Below are 15,352 nucleotides of genomic sequence, written 5' to 3'. Positions count from 1 at the left end.
CCAAAGACTCAGGGTCGCGACAGGCGGGCCTGTTGCCGACGAACCCCGCTGCCGAACCTATATGGTAAAGTGGCGCACTTTTTCGAGGGGACATTCACTGTGTGGGAATTGGTCAAATCCGGCGGCTGGATGATGTTGCCGATCATTCTGAGCTCCATCGCCGCACTCGGCATCGTCGCCGAACGCCTGTGGACCCTGCGCGCCAGTCGCGTGACCCCTGAACACCTGCTGGGGCAGGTCTGGGGCTGGATCAAGAACAAACAGCTCGACAAGCAAAAACTCAAGGAGCTGCGCGCCAATTCGCCGCTGGGTGAAATCCTCGCCGCCGGCCTGGCCAACTCCAAGCATGGTCGCGAGATCATGAAAGAGTGCATCGAAGAAGCGGCTGCCCGGGTTATCCATGAACTGGAGCGCTACATCAATGCCCTCGGCACCATTGCCGCCATGGCGCCGCTGCTCGGTTTGCTCGGCACGGTGCTGGGCATGATCGATATCTTCAGCTCGTTCATGGGCTCGGGCATGACCACCAACGCGGCAGTATTGGCCGGGGGGATTTCCAAGGCATTGATCACCACCGCCGCCGGCCTGATGGTGGGGATTCCTTCGGTGTTCTTCCACCGCTTCCTGCAGCGTCGCATCGACGAACTGGTGGTTGGCATGGAACAGGAGGCCATCAAGCTGGTGGAAGTGGTGCAGGGCGATCGTGACGTAGACCTGGTCGAGGGCAAAGCGTGAAATTTCGCCGCAAGCAACGGGAAAATGTCGATATCAACCTAGCGTCATTGATCGACGTGGTGTTCATCCTGCTGCTGTTCTTTGTCGTGACCACCACCTTCACCCGGGAAACCCAGCTGCGTGTCGACTTGCCGGAGGCGGTGAGCGGTTCACCTGCCGAAGACCAGCAGGTCAAGCAACTGGATATCGCCATCAGCGCAGAAGGCGTATTTTCAGTGAATAACCAATTGCTGCAGAAAAACGACCTCGCCGGCCTGATGGAGGCCTTGCAGAAGGAGTCCGGTGGCGACACCCAGCTACCGCTGTCGATCAGTGCTGATGGCAAGACCCAGCACCAAGCGGTGATCACCGCCATGGACGCGGCCGGCAAGCTCGGCTTCAGCCATTTGCGCATGACCACCGTCGAGGCGGCGAGCCCGCCCTGATGGCCATGTCCGATCGTTTGCTCAAGGCCTGGTACGAGGGCCATCCGGCATTGGTGCTGTTGCGGCCGCTGGAGTCACTGTATCGCCGCGTGGTGCAACGCAAGCGTGCGCGCTTCGTGGCAGGCGAGGGCGAGATTTATCAATCGCCGGTGCCGGTGGTGGTGGTCGGCAATATCACCGTGGGAGGCACCGGCAAGACGCCGCTGATCCTGTGGTTGATCGAGCATTGCCGTCGTAGCGGTTTGCGCGTGGGCGTGGTCAGCCGTGGCTACGGTGCCCAGCCGCCGCAGTTGCCGTGGCGGGTCGAGGCCAGCCACAGTGCCGAGGTGGCCGGCGACGAGCCCTTGCTGATCGTGCAGCGCAGCGGCGTAGCGCTGATGATCGACCCCGACCGCAGCCGCGCGGTAAAGGCCCTCTTGGCCAGTGAACCGCTGGACCTGATCCTCTCCGACGACGGCCTGCAGCATTACCGCCTGGCCCGCGATCTCGAACTGGTGCTGATCGACGCTGCCCGTGGCCTCGGCAATCGTCGCTGCCTGCCGGCCGGGCCGTTGCGCGAGCCGGTGGAGCGCCTGCAAAGTGTAGATGCGTTGCTCTATAACGGTGCCGGTTCGGACCGTGAGGATGGTTTTGCGTTCCGACTGCAGCCCACCGCGCTGGTCAACCTGCGCAGCGGCGAGCGCCAGCCCGTCACGCACTTTGCGCCGGGCCAACAGGTGCATGCGGTCGCCGGTATCGGCAATCCGCAACGTTTCTTCAATACCCTTGAAACGCTACACTGGCAGCCGCTGCCCCATGCTTTTGCCGACCATGCGCCCTACAGCGCCGAGGTCTTGAATTTTACCCCGTCATTGCCGCTGGTCATGACCGAAAAGGACGCGGTGAAGTGCCGCGCCTTTGCCCAGCCCGACTGGTGGTACCTTGCGGTGGATGCGGTGCCGTCGCCAGCGTTCGTCGCCTGGTTCGACACGCAGTTGATGCGTCTGCTGCCCAACCGTCTATTGCCTTAACGCTTCTTTCCAGGAATCACTCATGGACACCAAACTGCTCGACATCCTCGCTTGCCCGATCTGCAAAGGCCCGCTCAAGCTCAGCGCCGACAAAACCGAGCTGATCAGCAAAGGTGCCGGCCTGGCTTACCCGATCCGTGACGGCATCCCGGTGATGCTTGAAAGCGAAGCCCGTACCCTGACCACCGATGAGCGCCTGGATAAATGACCACCGCCTTTACCGTCGTCATCCCCTCGCGCTATGCCTCGACGCGCCTGCCGGGCAAACCGCTGCAACTGATCGGCGCCAAGCCGATGATCCAGCTGGTGTGGGAACAAGCGTGCAAGAGCAGCGCCGAGCGGGTAGTGGTGGCCACCGATGACCCGCGTATCATCGAGGCGTGCAAAGGGTTCGGTGCCGAAGCGGTCCTGACCCGCGAAGACCATAACTCCGGCACTGATCGTCTGGCCGAGGTGGCGACCAAGCTTGGCCTGGCGCCCGACGCCATCGTGGTCAACGTGCAAGGTGACGAGCCATTGATACCGCCGGGTGTCATCGACCAGGTCGCCGCCAACCTCGCGGCCCATGGCGAGGCGCGTATGGCGACCTTGGCCGAACCGATCGAAGATATCGAGACGCTGTTCAACCCGAACGTGGTGAAAGTGGTCAGCGACATCAACGGCCTGGCACTGACCTTCAGTCGCTCCACCTTGCCGTGGGCGCGGGATGCCTTTGCCAGGAGTCGCGACGTGTTGCCGGAAGGCGTGCCGTATCGCCGCCATATCGGCATCTACGCCTACCGCGCCGGTTTCCTGCATGATTTTGTCAGCTGGGGCCCGTGCTGGCTGGAAAACACCGAATCCCTGGAGCAACTGCGCGCCCTGTGGCACGGCGTGCGCATCCATGTGGGCGATGCGTTGGAAGCGCCGCCGGCGGGCGTCGACACTCAGGAAGATCTCGAACGCGTCCGTCGCCTGCTGGGCGCCTGATGGAAGTTCTGTTTGTATGCCTGGGCAATATCTGCCGCTCGCCAACCGCTGAAGGCGTCCTGCGCCATAAATTGCGCGAGGCGGGCTTGGCCGGCCAGATCGAGGTGGCGTCTGCCGGCACCGGTGAATGGCATATCGGCAACCCGCCGGACCAGCGCAGCCAGCGTGCGGCACTGGGGCGTGGTTACGACCTGTCATTCCAGCGTGCCCAGCAGGTTTCCCGCGCCGACTTTGCGCGCTATGACCTGATCCTGGCCATGGACCACAGCAACCTGCGCAACCTCAAGGCCATGCAGCCGGGGCAGGGCAAGGCGGAACTGGACTTGTTCCTGCGCCGCTTTGACGGCGAAGTGGACGAAGTGCCAGACCCTTACTACGAAGGTGAACAAGGTTTCGAGCGGGTCCTGGACCTGATCGAGCGCGCCTGTGATTTATTGGTGATCGAATTGAAGGGGCGGTTATGACCTTGCAAGTGCTTGCGCAGGTATCGCTCAAGCCATTCAACAGCTTTGGCATTGATGTGCGCGCTCAATTATTTGCCGAGGCCCACAGCGATGCCGAGGTTCGCGAGGCCATCGCCTATGCCGCTGCACACGCGGTACCGTTGCTGGTGATCGGTGGCGGCAGCAATTTGCTGTTGACCCAGGATGTCCCGGCGCTGGTGTTGCGCATGGCAACAGAAGGCATTCGCGTGCTGCACGACGATGGCGTGCACGTGGTGGTCGAAGCCGAAGCGGGCGAAGCTTGGCACCCGTTCGTCCTGTGGACCCTTGAGCACGGCTTCTGCGGCCTGGAAAACCTCAGCCTGATCCCCGGCACCGTCGGCGCCGCACCCATGCAGAACATCGGGGCCTATGGCGTGGAGATCAAGGATGTCTTCGCCGGCCTCACCGCCCTGGATCGCCAGACAGGCGAACTGCGGGATTTCAGCCTGGACGAGTGCAACTTTGCTTACCGTGACAGCCTGTTCAAGCATGAAGTCGGGCGGTGGTTGATCCTGCGGGTACGCTTTGCCCTCAGCCGCACCACTCACCTGAAACTCGACTACGGCCCGGTGCAACAGCGCCTGACCGCGCAGGGCATCACCCACGCTACACCAAGCGATGTGAGCCGGGCGATTTGCAGCATTCGCCGCGAGAAACTGCCGGACCCGGCAGAGTTGGGCAATGCCGGCAGCTTCTTCAAGAACCCACTGGTGTCCCAGGCCCTCGCTGCCGAACTGCAAAGCCAATACCCGGACTTGGTCGCATACCCTCAGGCCGACGGGCAAATGAAACTCGCCGCCGGCTGGCTGATCGACAAGGCAGGCTGGAAGGGCTTTCGTGACGGCGATGCGGGCGTGCATAAGCTGCAGGCCCTGGTGCTGGTCAACTACGGCGCAGCCACAGGGCGCGAGATTGCCAACCTGGCGCTACGTATCCAGCAGGATATCTTCAAGCGTTTCAAGGTCGAGCTGGAGATGGAACCCAACCAGTACTGATCTTTCAGGCCTGGAAATGAAAATGCCCCGTATCTTGCGATACGGGGCATTTTTTATTGCGCTGGCTGATCAGTCGTCGCGGCTCATGATGCCGAAGATCTGCAACAGGCTGATGAACAGGTTGTAGATCGATACATACAGGCTGATGGTGGCCATGATGTAGTTACGCTCACCACCGTGGATGATGGCGCTGGTCTGGAACAGGATGCACACCGAGGAAAACAGCACAAAACCTGCGCTGATCGCCAGTTGCAGACCGCTGATCTGGAAGAACATGCTGGCCACCACCGCCGCCAGCAACACGAAGAAGCCTGCGGTGATGAAACCACCCAGGAAGCTCATGTCCTTACGGCTGATCAGCACGTAGGCCGACAGGCCACCAAATACCAGCGCCGTCATGGCAAACGCCGAACTGACCACTTCCGCACCGCCGGCCATGCCGAGGTAACGGTTGAGGATCGGGCCGAGGATAAAGCCCATGAAACCGGTCAAGACAAACGCCGACACCAGGCCCCAGGCCGAATCGCGCAGCTTGTTGGTCAGGAAGAACAGACCATAGAAGCCGATCAGCACGACAAAGATATTCGGATAACCAACGCGCATCTGTTGGGCCACATACGCCATCACGCCGCTGAATGCGAGCGTCAAGGCGAGCAAGCCGTACGTATTGCGCAACACGCGGCTGACTTCAAGCTGCTCAGCCTGCGCGTTGCCATTCACTGCGTAATTCTGTTCGCGCATGGCGACACTCCTTCAGTTTTGAAACGTTCAGTCGCAAAGATCATAACAGACGCTCTGTAACAAGCGATGCAGAGAGTTTGACAGTGTGTTTCATTCGGGTATTATGGCGCCCGCTGACACGGGATGAGCTACTATAATCCTGTGATGCACAAGGGAAATTGGCAGAGTGGTTGAATGCACCGGTCTTGAAAACCGGCGAACGTTAATAGCGTTCCCAGGGTTCGAATCCCTGGTTTCCCGCCAAACACGAGAAAAATCCCGCGAGTTAACGCCCGCGGGATTTTTTTTGTCTGCGTTTTTTGCATTGATTTTTTGGGGCTTTCAGGGGGGTAAACGGCCAGCATCACCTCGTTGGCGAGCAAGGCCAAAACGCTGAGGCGGGGTATGAAGGATCGGTTTTAGATCGATGTTGACTTCGAAGTATCAGGGGTAGACTCTGAGCCTTGCAGGGCTTCGCAGCTTAAAATCTGCCTCAATCATCTTGCTGAAGGATTGCTTTTTATCTCTAACGCAGACACATGAATGTCCAGATTTATCAGTCCATGGACCTTTTTGTCATGGTGGTAAAATAATCTGATTTTTACCTGCGGTCTGCATGAGAAGCCTGCAAATCTTGGGCTGCTGCCGAGCCTGACTTATACGAAAGACCCTGGTTAGTTCAAATGATCAGTACGTTGCCTTGAATGGATTGAGGCAATTGGCCGCTAGGGGCGGGCGAAGCTTTTTCATGGACTTGCACTTACCTGATGGAGGTGCAATCAATCGTTAGAAGTGAGTTAGTTCACTTCTGGAGGCAAGGATGCACGACCTGGTTACGTCTGAAGATTCTGTTCATGTATGTATTCACACGCTATTTGAGGCAAACGTTGCGCGCTGTCCCGAGACAAGGGCGCTGGTCTTTGAGGGCGAAGTGCTTAGCTATGACGAACTTAACGTCAGGGCTAATCGGTTGGCGCATCGACTGATCGGATCGGGCGTCGGGCCTGACCAGCGTGTGGCGATCTGTGTTGAGCGTTCCCCGGCGATGGTTGTAGGCCTGATGGCGATCCTGAAGGCGGGCGGCGCCTATGTGCCTCTTGATCCCGAAAGTTCGGGGGAGCGGCTAGCGTTCATTCTGGGTGATACGGCGCCGGTTCTGGTGCTCGCTGACGCGGCCGGTTGCCATGCGCTCGGGGACGCTTTACAGGCGTATACCGTCCTCGATCCTGGCGATAGCTTTGTTGAAGCGCACGCCAACCCTCAAGTGGTCGGCCTCACCCCCCACAACCTTGCCTATATCATCTACACCTCTGGCTCAACCGGACAGCCCAAGGGCGTCATGGTCGAACATGCTCAGGTGGTGCGTCTGTTCGACACCACACATCGATCCTTCGGTTTTGACGACCGTGATATCTGGTGCCTTTTCCACTCATTCGCTTTTGACTTCTCGGTCTGGGAACTGTGGGGCGCCCTTCGTTATGGTGGCACGTTGGTGCTGGTTTCGCATGCTGTCACTCGTACACCGAAAGCGTTTTACCAGCTTATTTGTGAGCAGGGTGTCACCGTCCTGAATCAGACCCCGAGCGCCTTCAGCGCCTTGATGGAATACACGCAACCGTCATCGGACCGATTGCGTTATGTCATTTTCGGCGGCGAAGCTTTGCAGCCGGGGATCTTGCGCGACTGGTACGGCGCGCGGGGAGCGTCTGGCCCGCAACTGATAAACATGTATGGAATCACTGAAACCACGGTTCACGTCACTTTTTATCCGCTGACACCTTTGGATGCGCAACAAGCCCACAGCGTGATCGGTCAATGTCTGCCGGATCTGAGCCTCTACCTTCTGGATGCGCACGGCCAGCCCGTACCCGCAGGGGAAGTGGGAGAAATCTATGTCGCTGGCGCTGGTGTGGCACGCGGCTATCTGAACCGGCCAGAGCTGACGGCAGAACGCTTCCTGCATGATCGCTTCTCGGGCGAACCCAAGGCGCGGATGTACCGGTCGGGGGATCTGGCGCGTTATCTGCCAGACGGCAATCTGGCGTTCCTGGGACGTAACGACGATCAGGTGAAGATCCGCGGCTTTCGCATCGAACTGGGTGAAATTGCAGCTAAGTTGGCCGAGCACCCTGGCGTCCGTGAGGCGGTGGTGGTGGCGCGAGGCGAGGAGGTCGACAAGCGCCTGGTCGCTTATGTGTTGACGCAGTCCGAGGTTTCGGACTCCGGCCTGGCGTTGGCGGGCGTGCTACGTGAATACCTGAACAACCGTTTACCCGAGTATATGGTGCCGTCTGCCTTTGTGCGGATGGACAGCTTCCCGTTGACGGCCAATGGCAAGCTTGATCGTAAGGCCTTGCCTGCCCCGCAGGAGAGCGCTTATGCGCGTGAAACCTACGAGGCGCCACTTGGCGCGACAGAGATCCTCCTTGCCGGAATCTGGTCGCAGCTGCTGGGCGTTGAGCAAGTCGGTCGTCAGGACAACTTTTTTGCCCTCGGAGGCCATTCGCTCATGGCCGTGCGGCTGGTCAATCGTATTGCCGCCGCCGGGGCGGAACTGCCCCTTGCATCCTTGTTTACCTCGCCAACGCTCCAGGCTGTGGCATCGGCTGTCGACGCCCGACGAGACGCAGGTGCCGGGGCGTGCGCAGCGATTCAGCCCCTGCATCGTACGCAGCCCCTGCCGTTGTCTTTCGCGCAGCAGCGGTTGTGGTTTCTGGCGCAACTGGACAGTAACATCAGCGACGCCTATCACATCCCCCTGGCGCTGAGATTGCGCGGCCAGTTGGATGTGAAGGTTCTGCAGCAAGCCCTTAATACACTGTGGTCGCGTCATGATGCATTGCGGTCGGTCTTCGTCACCCAAGCGGGCGAGGTCGAGGTGCGCCTGCTGGGCAGCGGCGACGGTCTGCCATTACGCACGATTGAACTGGTCGGGCCCGACCAGGAAGCAAAGCTTGCAGAGCTTTGTACCCAAGAGGCTTGTGAACCCTTTGATCTCGCTGCAGGCCCTTTGATCAGGGCTTGCCTGATCCATGTGCCTGGCACCGCCTGCGGTGAAGAGCACGTATTGCTGCTTACGCAACATCACATCGTTTCGGATGGCTGGTCGCTCGGTATCCTGTTGCCTGAACTGAGCGCACTCTACACGGCCTTCAGCAAACATCAGACCAATCCGTTGCTGGCGCTGCCTATCCAGTATCCGGACTATGCCGCCTGGCAGCGGCAATGGCTGACCGGTGAGCGCTTGAACCAACAGGCCACGTACTGGAAAAAGACGCTGGCCGATGCGCCAACCCTACTCGACCTGCCAACGGACCGGGGTCGGCCCGAGCAACAATCCCTTGTCGGCGCCTCGGTGCCGATCGAGTTCAGCGCAGAGCTCACAATTGCCCTTAAGCATTTCTGCCAGGAGCAAGGCGTAACGCTATTTATGGCAGTGCTGGTGGCTTGGTCGGCCGTGCTGTCACGTCTGTCAGGGCAGGAAGATATTGTGATTGGTGTGCCAAGTGCCAACCGGGGCCATAGTGACATCGAGTCGCTGATCGGTCTCTTTGTCAACACATTGGCGCTGCGGGTTGATCTTGGCGGCGCCCCGAGCGTTGCCGAGTTGACTGCGCGAGTGCGCGAGCGAGCACACCAGGCCCAGGACCATCAGGACCTGCCGTTCGAACAAGTGGTGGAGATAATCCAGCCGCCTAGACGATTGAGTCATACGCCATTGTTTCAAGTGGTGTTCGCCTGGCAGAACTACGATGCAGGCCAATGGGCTTTGCCCGGCCTGGAAGCCAGCCCGGTGGGTTCTTCCTACGCAGTAGCCCGGTTCGATCTGGAGTTGAACCTTGCCGAGATCGGCGACCAAATCGTGGGTGCTCTTGGCTATGCGACGGCATTGTTCGACGCGGCCACAATTGAACGTCACGTTGGATATCTGAAGAATGTCCTTGGGGCGATGACACAGGATGCGAGCCAGACCGTCGCAAAAATAGACCTGCTTGACCCATCTGAGCGCACCTTGTTGCTCAAGACATGGAATTCGATGGATGAAGTCCACCCTGCGCATCAGTGTATTCACCAGCTGTTCGAGGAGCAGGCTGCGCTCAATTTTGAAGCTACGGCGCTGGTCTTTGAGGGCAAGTCGGTCAGCTACGGTGACCTCAATGTCAGGGCCAATCGGTTGGCGCACCGGCTGATTGCCTTGGGCGTAGGGCCTGACCAGCGTGTGGCGATCTGTGTCGAGCGCTCTGTGGCAATGGTTGTCGGCCTGCTGGCGATTCTGAAGGCCGGGGGCGCCTACGTGCCGCTCGACCCGGAATATTCGGGCGAGAGACTGTCGTTCATTCTAGGTGATACCGCTCCGGTGCTGGTGCTGGCCGATGCGGCCGGGTGCCAGGCACTCGGTGACGCGTTGCAGGGCCGAACCGTACTCGATCCCAACGAGGTTCATGCACAAGGGGCAGTCGAAGCGGATGCTGACCCAAGGGTTGCTGGCCTTACCCCCGAGAACCTCGCCTACATCATCTACACGTCGGGTTCAACCGGGCAACCCAAAGGGGTGATGATCGAACATGCTCAGGTGGTACGCCTGTTTGACACGACACGCGCCGATTTTGCTTTCGAGGCCAGTGATGTCTGGTGCCTCTTCCACTCTTTTGCTTTCGACTTCTCGGTGTGGGAACTGTGGGGCGCCCTCCGTCATGGAGGCATACTGGTGTTGGTGCCACATGCGACAACCCGCTCCGCGCAAGCGTTCTACCAGTTGATTTGCGAGCAGGGCATCACCGTTCTTAACCAGACCCCGAGCGCATTTACTGCTTTGATGAAGTATGCACAGCCATCGTCGGACCGGCTGCGCTATGTCATATTTGGCGGCGAAGCGCTGCAGCCCTCGACTCTGCGCGAATGGTATGGCCAACGTGGCGACTCTGGCCCGCAACTGGTGAACATGTATGGGATTACGGAAACCACGGTCCATGTCTCTTACTACCCTCTGACCTCAGCCGATGCGCGACAAGACGAAAGCGTGATCGGCCAGCGTCTTCCGGACTTGAAACTCTATCTTCTCGACGCCTTTGGCCAGCCTGTTCCGATGGGCGCTACGGGTGAAATGTACATCGGCGGTGCCGGCGTCGCGCGTGGTTATCTAAACCGCCCCGAACTGACGGCTGAACGCTTCCTGCGCGACCCTTTTACGGAGGAGTCCGCTGCGAGGATGTACAGGTCGGGGGATTTGGCTCGTTATCTTGCGAACGGGAACCTGGTGTTCCTGGGGCGCAATGATGATCAGGTCAAGATTCGCGGTTTCCGGATTGAATTGGGTGAAATTGCCGCCCGATTGGCTGAGCATCCGGCCCTTCGCGAAGCGGCGGTGGTCGCGCAAGGTGAGGCTGCCGACAAGAGGTTGGTCGCCTACGTCGTCGCGAATTCAGACATCCAGCCTCTGCAAGTTACTGGCGAGGCCGGCTTGGCTTTGGCGGGCACGCTGCGTGATTACCTGAGCGACCGTTTGCCCGATTACATGGTGCCGTCCGCCTTCGTGCGAATGGACAGTTTGCCGCTGACGGGCAACGGCAAGCTGGACCGGCGAGCGTTGCCGGCTCCAGAGGACGACGCCTTTGCGCATGCACGCTACGAGGCGCCGTTGGGTGCGATTGAGGTCACACTTGCCTGGATTTGGTCAGAGTTGCTTGGGGTCGAAAAAGTCGGTCGTCATGACAATTTCTTTGCCCTTGGCGGGCATTCACTCTTGGCGGTGCGATTGATCGAGCGGTTACGCCGTGAGAACTTGAGCCTGGCTGTGCGGGATTTGTTTCAGACGCCGGTATTGTCAGTACTGGCTGGAAAGCTTGGTCAACACTGCGAGGAGGTGGTGCCACCCAATCTAATCAGGCCTGAAACACGTATTATCACGCCCGACCTGTTGCCGCTGATAGATCTCAGCCAAGTGGACATCGACCTGATCGTTTCACAGGTTCCTGGGGGTGTGGCCAATATCCAGGATATCTATGCGCTCTCACCCATGCAGGATGGCATCCTCTTTCATCACCTGTTGGCGAAGGAGGGTGACCCCTACTTGCTGGTTGCCCAGATGGCCTTTGCTGATCGTGAAACACTGGAGTGGTATCTGTGCGCGGTTCAGCAGGTTGTAGACCGTCACGACATTCTGCGCACAGCCTTTGTTTGGGACGGGTTGTCCCGTGCAGCGCAAGTTGTATGGCGCCAGGCTCCTCTCTCGGTCGTCGATGTGGTGCTCGATCCGGCAAATGGTTCTGTTACCGATCAGCTTTCGCAACGTTTTGATTCCTGCCGGCATCGGATCAACCTGACGCAGGCGCCCGTACTGCGCTTTATCGTTGCGCATGACCCTGGCGCAGACCGGTTCATCCTGGTGCAACTGCAGCATCACTTAATCGACGACGCTTCGTCATTGCAGTTTTTTTATCACGAGGTACAGGCTTTCCTCGCTGAACGTAGTGAGCAATTACCTTCGCCTCAACCGTTCCGCAACCTGATAGGTCAGGTACGGTCAGGTAAAAGCGTGGCCGAGCATGAAGCTTTCTTCAGGTCCATGCTGACTGACATAGAGGCGCCGACGCTGCCCTTTGGGCTGGCACAGGTGCATCTGGACGGCGCACAGGTGAGCCAGACCTATCGCAGGGTGTCTGCCGATCTCAATGAACGGTTGCGGGCTCAGGCGAAGCGGTTGAACGTGAGTCTGGCCAGCCTGTGTCACGTGGCCTTTGCCCAAGTACTGGCGCGCACCAGCGGCCAGGAAAAGGTTGTGTTTGGTACGGTGCTGTTTGGGCGCATGCAAGCCGGTCATGGCTCAGATCGAGCTATGGGCATGTTCATCAACACGCTGCCGATCCGATTTGACTCAGGTGGCATGGGTACCGCCCAAAGCGTCCAGCAGGCACATGCCCGCCTGGCAGCTTTGCTCGCCCACGAACATGCCTCGCTGGCGCTGGCGCAACGGTGCAGTGGGGTCGCCACGGGCACGCCGTTGTTCAGCGCCTTGCTCAATTACCGGCACAATGACCTGGCGGGCTCGGACAACATTGTTCAGACCATGGGGCAAATCAAGGGCGCTGAGTTCTTGAGTGAGCAGGAGCGGACCAATTACCCGTTTACGTTGTCTGTCGAAGATTTCGGTCACTCGTTGGGGTTGACGACGCAAGTGGTGGCGCCATTCGATTCCGTTCGTGTATGTGCCTATATGGAGCAGGCATTGGACAGCTTGGCTCAGAGCCTGGAGCACTCGCCGCAGCGCCCGGTTCGACAGCTGAATATTCTGCCAGCGGCTGAACAGACATTGCTGCTCCAGACGTGGAACCCGACGCCCGCATCTTCCCTGCAAAAGCTGTGTATTCATCATGTGTTCGAGGCGCAGGTTGCCCGCACCCCGCAGGCGACAGCGCTGATCTGTGAAGGCAAGACGCTCAGTTACGCGCAACTCAATACCAGAGCTAATCAGCTTGCACTGCGGCTGGTTGAACTGGGTGTGGGGCCAGACCAGCGAGTGGCTATTTGTGTCGAGCGTTCCATGGCCATGATTGTGGGGCTCATGGCGATCCTGAAGTCGGGCGGCGCCTATGTGCCGCTTGATCCGGCTTATCCGGCAGATCGTCTGGCATACATTCTTGACGACACGGCACCTCTATTGGTGCTGGCCGATACGGCCGGGCGGCAAGCGCTAGGTGAGGCTTTAATGTCTTACACCGTGCTTGATCCCAATGAAATACCGGCACGAGCGGATGCCAATCTGCAGATCCGCGGCCTCACATCCCGCCATCTGGCGTATCTGATTTATACCTCGGGTTCGACCGGTAACCCCAAGGGCGTCATGATCGAGCATCGTGGGTTGGTCTCATCCACACTGGCAAGGACTACGTTCTATAAGTCAGGCATTGGCGATGTGTTCTTACTGCTGTCATCCATGGCGTTCGACAGTTCGGTAGCAGGCATTTTCGGAACGTTAACAACCGGAGGTGCCTTGTGTGTGCCCGGTAGCGATGCGGTCGTAGATCCCCGCATCATCAGCCGCGTTTTGATTGAAAATGAAGTCACGTCCTTGCTGCTGGTGCCGTCACTGGCAAGACTGGTCCTTGCACAAGTCGCCCAAAGTGGATATGCACAATTGCGTCAGGTGATAGTGGCGGGTGAAGCCTGTCCTGGGCAGTTGGTCCAGGAGGTGGCTTCAGCCTTTCCGGCGGTTGAGTTGTTCAATGAATATGGCCCGACTGAGGCGACGGTCTGGGCGGCGGTCCATCATTGTTCCTTGGATGACGTTGATCCGGTTCCTATAGGCCGCTCGATTTCTAACGCCTGCATTTACCTTCTGGATGGCGACGGCACGCCTGTTCCACTGGGAGCGGTCGGTGAGATTTACATTGGAGGTAGGGGAGTTGCGCGTGGGTATCTGAACCTGGTCGAACTGACGAATGAGCGTTTCTTGCCTGATCCTTTTTCCGCTACTCCCGACGCGCGTATGTATAGGACAGGTGACTTGGCTCGTTACCAGGCCAATGGAAATCTGGTGTTTTTGGGACGTAATGACGACCAGGTCAAGATTCGCGGCTTGCGGATCGAGCCGGGTGAAATCGCTGCCAGGCTGGCCACGCACCCTTCCATCCGCGAGGCGGTGGTGGACGTGCAAGGTGTGGACCTGGACAAACGCCTGATCGCATATGTAGTGACGCAGCCGGCGGTCTCCAAAGATGATATCTGCATCCCTGATGCCGCCACGGACGCGAATCTGCCGATAGCAGGACGACTGAGAGATTATTTAAGTGAGCGCCTACCCGACTACATGGTGCCGTCAGCCTTTGTGTTGATTGAATGTTTGCCGCTGACCCCCAATGGCAAGCTTGACCGGCGGGCCTTGCCTGCTCCTGGAGATGAGGCCTTTGCCCACGCGGCGTATGAGTCGCCGCGAGGTGAGACGGAGACTATCCTGGCAGCACTTTGGTCAGGCTTGCTTGGACTTGAGCGCATCGGTCGACAGGACAACTTCTTCGCACTCGGCGGTCATTCGCTCATGGCTGTTCAGATGATGCAGAAGATCAGAAATTATGGTTTGGAATGCTCGCTTGGCGATATTTTTCAACACCCTCGATTGGCCAACCTTGCCGTTCAGATCGCACAGTCTCCTGTGCCCGTTCCGCAGGTCGGGGTAATTACCGTGCGCGCGGGCGGGGCTGAGTGCCCGGTGTTTTTCGTGCCCTCGGGGTTAGCCGATTATTCGTATGCTGTTTCGCTTGCCCAGCAAATCCGCTCCAGCTGTCCGGTCTACGCATTGCCGTGGGCTGCTATCGGTGATCCTTTGCCGCACTCATTGGAAAATATGGCCGAAAGGATGATTCCGCTTATGCAGGCGATACAGCCTGAAGGGCCGTATCGCATTGCCGGGTATTCTTCTGGTGGGATTCTCGCCTATGCCATCGCCCAAGCGCTGACAGCAAAGGGGGCCAGCATTGAGTTTCTAGGTTTCATCGATGTTCCTGCTCCGCATAAGTTGCCCTATAAAAACCATGGCATCAGACGCTACTTTATTGAGCATGTGAAAGCGGTTGCCTCGGAATCGGAGCGATACAAGTTCGATGTGCTGGATGAAGGGCAGGAGATATCCGAGCTGATCACAAAGGCCCAGGATTTGGGTGGCTATGATGTCAATGCAGACGTTGCGCTGGAAACAGCCAAATGGCACGGCATTTATCATTTTTCGCAGATTGCCCGTGCCTACAAACCCGCGCCGTTACCGGTCAATCTCCATCATTTTTTCGCGACTGAACCAGAGGCCGGTGCTTTATCGCAGGTTGGCAGGGTGGGCGGGTGGCGCGAGCTGTTGCCTGACTGGGCGATCAGTTCGGTTGCGATTCCAGGCGGGCACGTCTCGATGATGGAGGACTTCAATAATCGCACGCATTTGGCCGCCGCCTTGAATCGAGCGCTGTTGTAGCGCTTTTCGCCCCTCTACACGCGAGTGGGCGCGCCGCTGCCCACTTGCATGCACGAGC

9 protein-coding genes and 1 tRNA gene are annotated in these 15,352 nt (G+C 58.8%); 9 read left to right on the top strand and 1 reads right to left on the bottom strand.

Translation table 11 applies throughout. The annotated features are described in order from the left end of the window. Positions 1–99: 99 nt before the first annotated feature. From IH404_RS17180 to murB, 7 genes are read left to right on the top strand one after another with little or no spacing between them, the layout of a single operon-like run. Positions 100–735 carry a MotA/TolQ/ExbB proton channel family protein gene (locus IH404_RS17180; RefSeq protein ID WP_005789055.1) on the top strand — a complete coding sequence of 212 codons (636 nt, stop codon included), beginning with the start codon at positions 100–102 and terminating at the stop codon, positions 733–735. Beyond that, on the top strand, positions 732–1,160 hold the full coding sequence (locus tag IH404_RS17175; protein ID WP_005789054.1) for a biopolymer transporter ExbD: 429 nt from the start codon (positions 732–734) through the stop codon (positions 1,158–1,160). The genes IH404_RS17180 and IH404_RS17175 overlap by 4 nt, the downstream gene beginning before the upstream one ends. Continuing rightward, a complete protein-coding gene (gene lpxK / locus IH404_RS17170; RefSeq protein WP_194438565.1) occupies positions 1,160–2,170 on the top strand; it encodes a tetraacyldisaccharide 4'-kinase in 1,011 nt (336 codons plus the stop codon). The genes IH404_RS17175 and lpxK overlap by 1 nt, the downstream gene beginning before the upstream one ends. Positions 2,171–2,192: 22 nt before the next feature. Further along, positions 2,193–2,378, top strand: coding sequence for a Trm112 family protein (locus IH404_RS17165; protein WP_003174668.1), 186 nt, complete (start codon positions 2,193–2,195; stop codon positions 2,376–2,378). Continuing rightward, the gene (gene kdsB / locus IH404_RS17160) at positions 2,375–3,139 is read left to right on the top strand and encodes a 3-deoxy-manno-octulosonate cytidylyltransferase (RefSeq protein ID WP_005789046.1); all 765 of its coding nucleotides are present in this window, start codon (positions 2,375–2,377) and stop codon (positions 3,137–3,139) included. The genes IH404_RS17165 and kdsB overlap by 4 nt, the downstream gene beginning before the upstream one ends. Then, positions 3,139–3,603 carry a low molecular weight protein-tyrosine-phosphatase gene (locus tag IH404_RS17155; protein WP_005789044.1) on the top strand — a complete coding sequence of 155 codons (465 nt, stop codon included), beginning with the start codon at positions 3,139–3,141 and terminating at the stop codon, positions 3,601–3,603. Before kdsB ends, IH404_RS17155 begins: the two co-directional genes overlap by 1 nt. After that, positions 3,600–4,619 carry a UDP-N-acetylmuramate dehydrogenase gene (murB, locus tag IH404_RS17150; protein ID WP_005789043.1) on the top strand — a complete coding sequence of 340 codons (1,020 nt, stop codon included), beginning with the start codon at positions 3,600–3,602 and terminating at the stop codon, positions 4,617–4,619. The genes IH404_RS17155 and murB overlap by 4 nt, the downstream gene beginning before the upstream one ends. Positions 4,620–4,688: 69 nt before the next feature. Here the strand turns inward: murB and IH404_RS17145 are convergent, their stop codons facing one another. Further along, complete coding sequence (locus IH404_RS17145; RefSeq protein ID WP_194438563.1) at positions 4,689–5,360, bottom strand: Bax inhibitor-1/YccA family protein; 672 nt, start codon at positions 5,358–5,360, stop codon at positions 4,689–4,691. Between the two features lie 152 nt (positions 5,361–5,512). On the opposite strand from IH404_RS17145, the gene IH404_RS17140 reads away from it, so the two are divergent. Together IH404_RS17140 and IH404_RS17135 are read left to right on the top strand one after the other, a co-directional pair. Continuing rightward, positions 5,513–5,603: transfer RNA gene (locus IH404_RS17140), tRNA-Ser, on the top strand. 556 nt (positions 5,604–6,159) lie between these two features. Further along, positions 6,160–15,294, top strand: a complete 9,135-nt coding sequence (locus IH404_RS17135) for a non-ribosomal peptide synthetase (protein ID WP_194438562.1) — start codon at positions 6,160–6,162, stop codon at positions 15,292–15,294. The last annotated feature ends 58 nt before the right edge of the window (positions 15,295–15,352 follow it).

The organism is Pseudomonas sp. OST1909, from assembly GCF_015277575.1.
Lineage (GTDB): Bacteria > Pseudomonadota > Gammaproteobacteria > Pseudomonadales > Pseudomonadaceae > Aquipseudomonas > Aquipseudomonas synxantha_A.
The sequence above is the reverse complement of the archived record's forward strand: the minus strand, read 5'-3'. Positions and strand labels throughout refer to the sequence as shown.

Coding starts and splice junctions, on each gene's coding strand:
- lpxK (WP_194438565.1), top strand. CDS start 1,160: ATGGCCATGTCCGATCGTTTGCTCAAGGCCTGGTACGAGGGCCATCCG.
- IH404_RS17165 (WP_003174668.1), top strand. CDS start 2,193: ATGGACACCAAACTGCTCGACATCCTCGCTTGCCCGATCTGCAAAGGC.
- kdsB (WP_005789046.1), top strand. CDS start 2,375: ATGACCACCGCCTTTACCGTCGTCATCCCCTCGCGCTATGCCTCGACG.
- IH404_RS17155 (WP_005789044.1), top strand. CDS start 3,139: ATGGAAGTTCTGTTTGTATGCCTGGGCAATATCTGCCGCTCGCCAACC.
- murB (WP_005789043.1), top strand. CDS start 3,600: ATGACCTTGCAAGTGCTTGCGCAGGTATCGCTCAAGCCATTCAACAGC.
- IH404_RS17145 (WP_194438563.1), bottom strand. CDS start 5,360: ATGCGCGAACAGAATTACGCAGTGAATGGCAACGCGCAGGCTGAGCAG.
- IH404_RS17135 (WP_194438562.1), top strand. CDS start 6,160: ATGCACGACCTGGTTACGTCTGAAGATTCTGTTCATGTATGTATTCAC.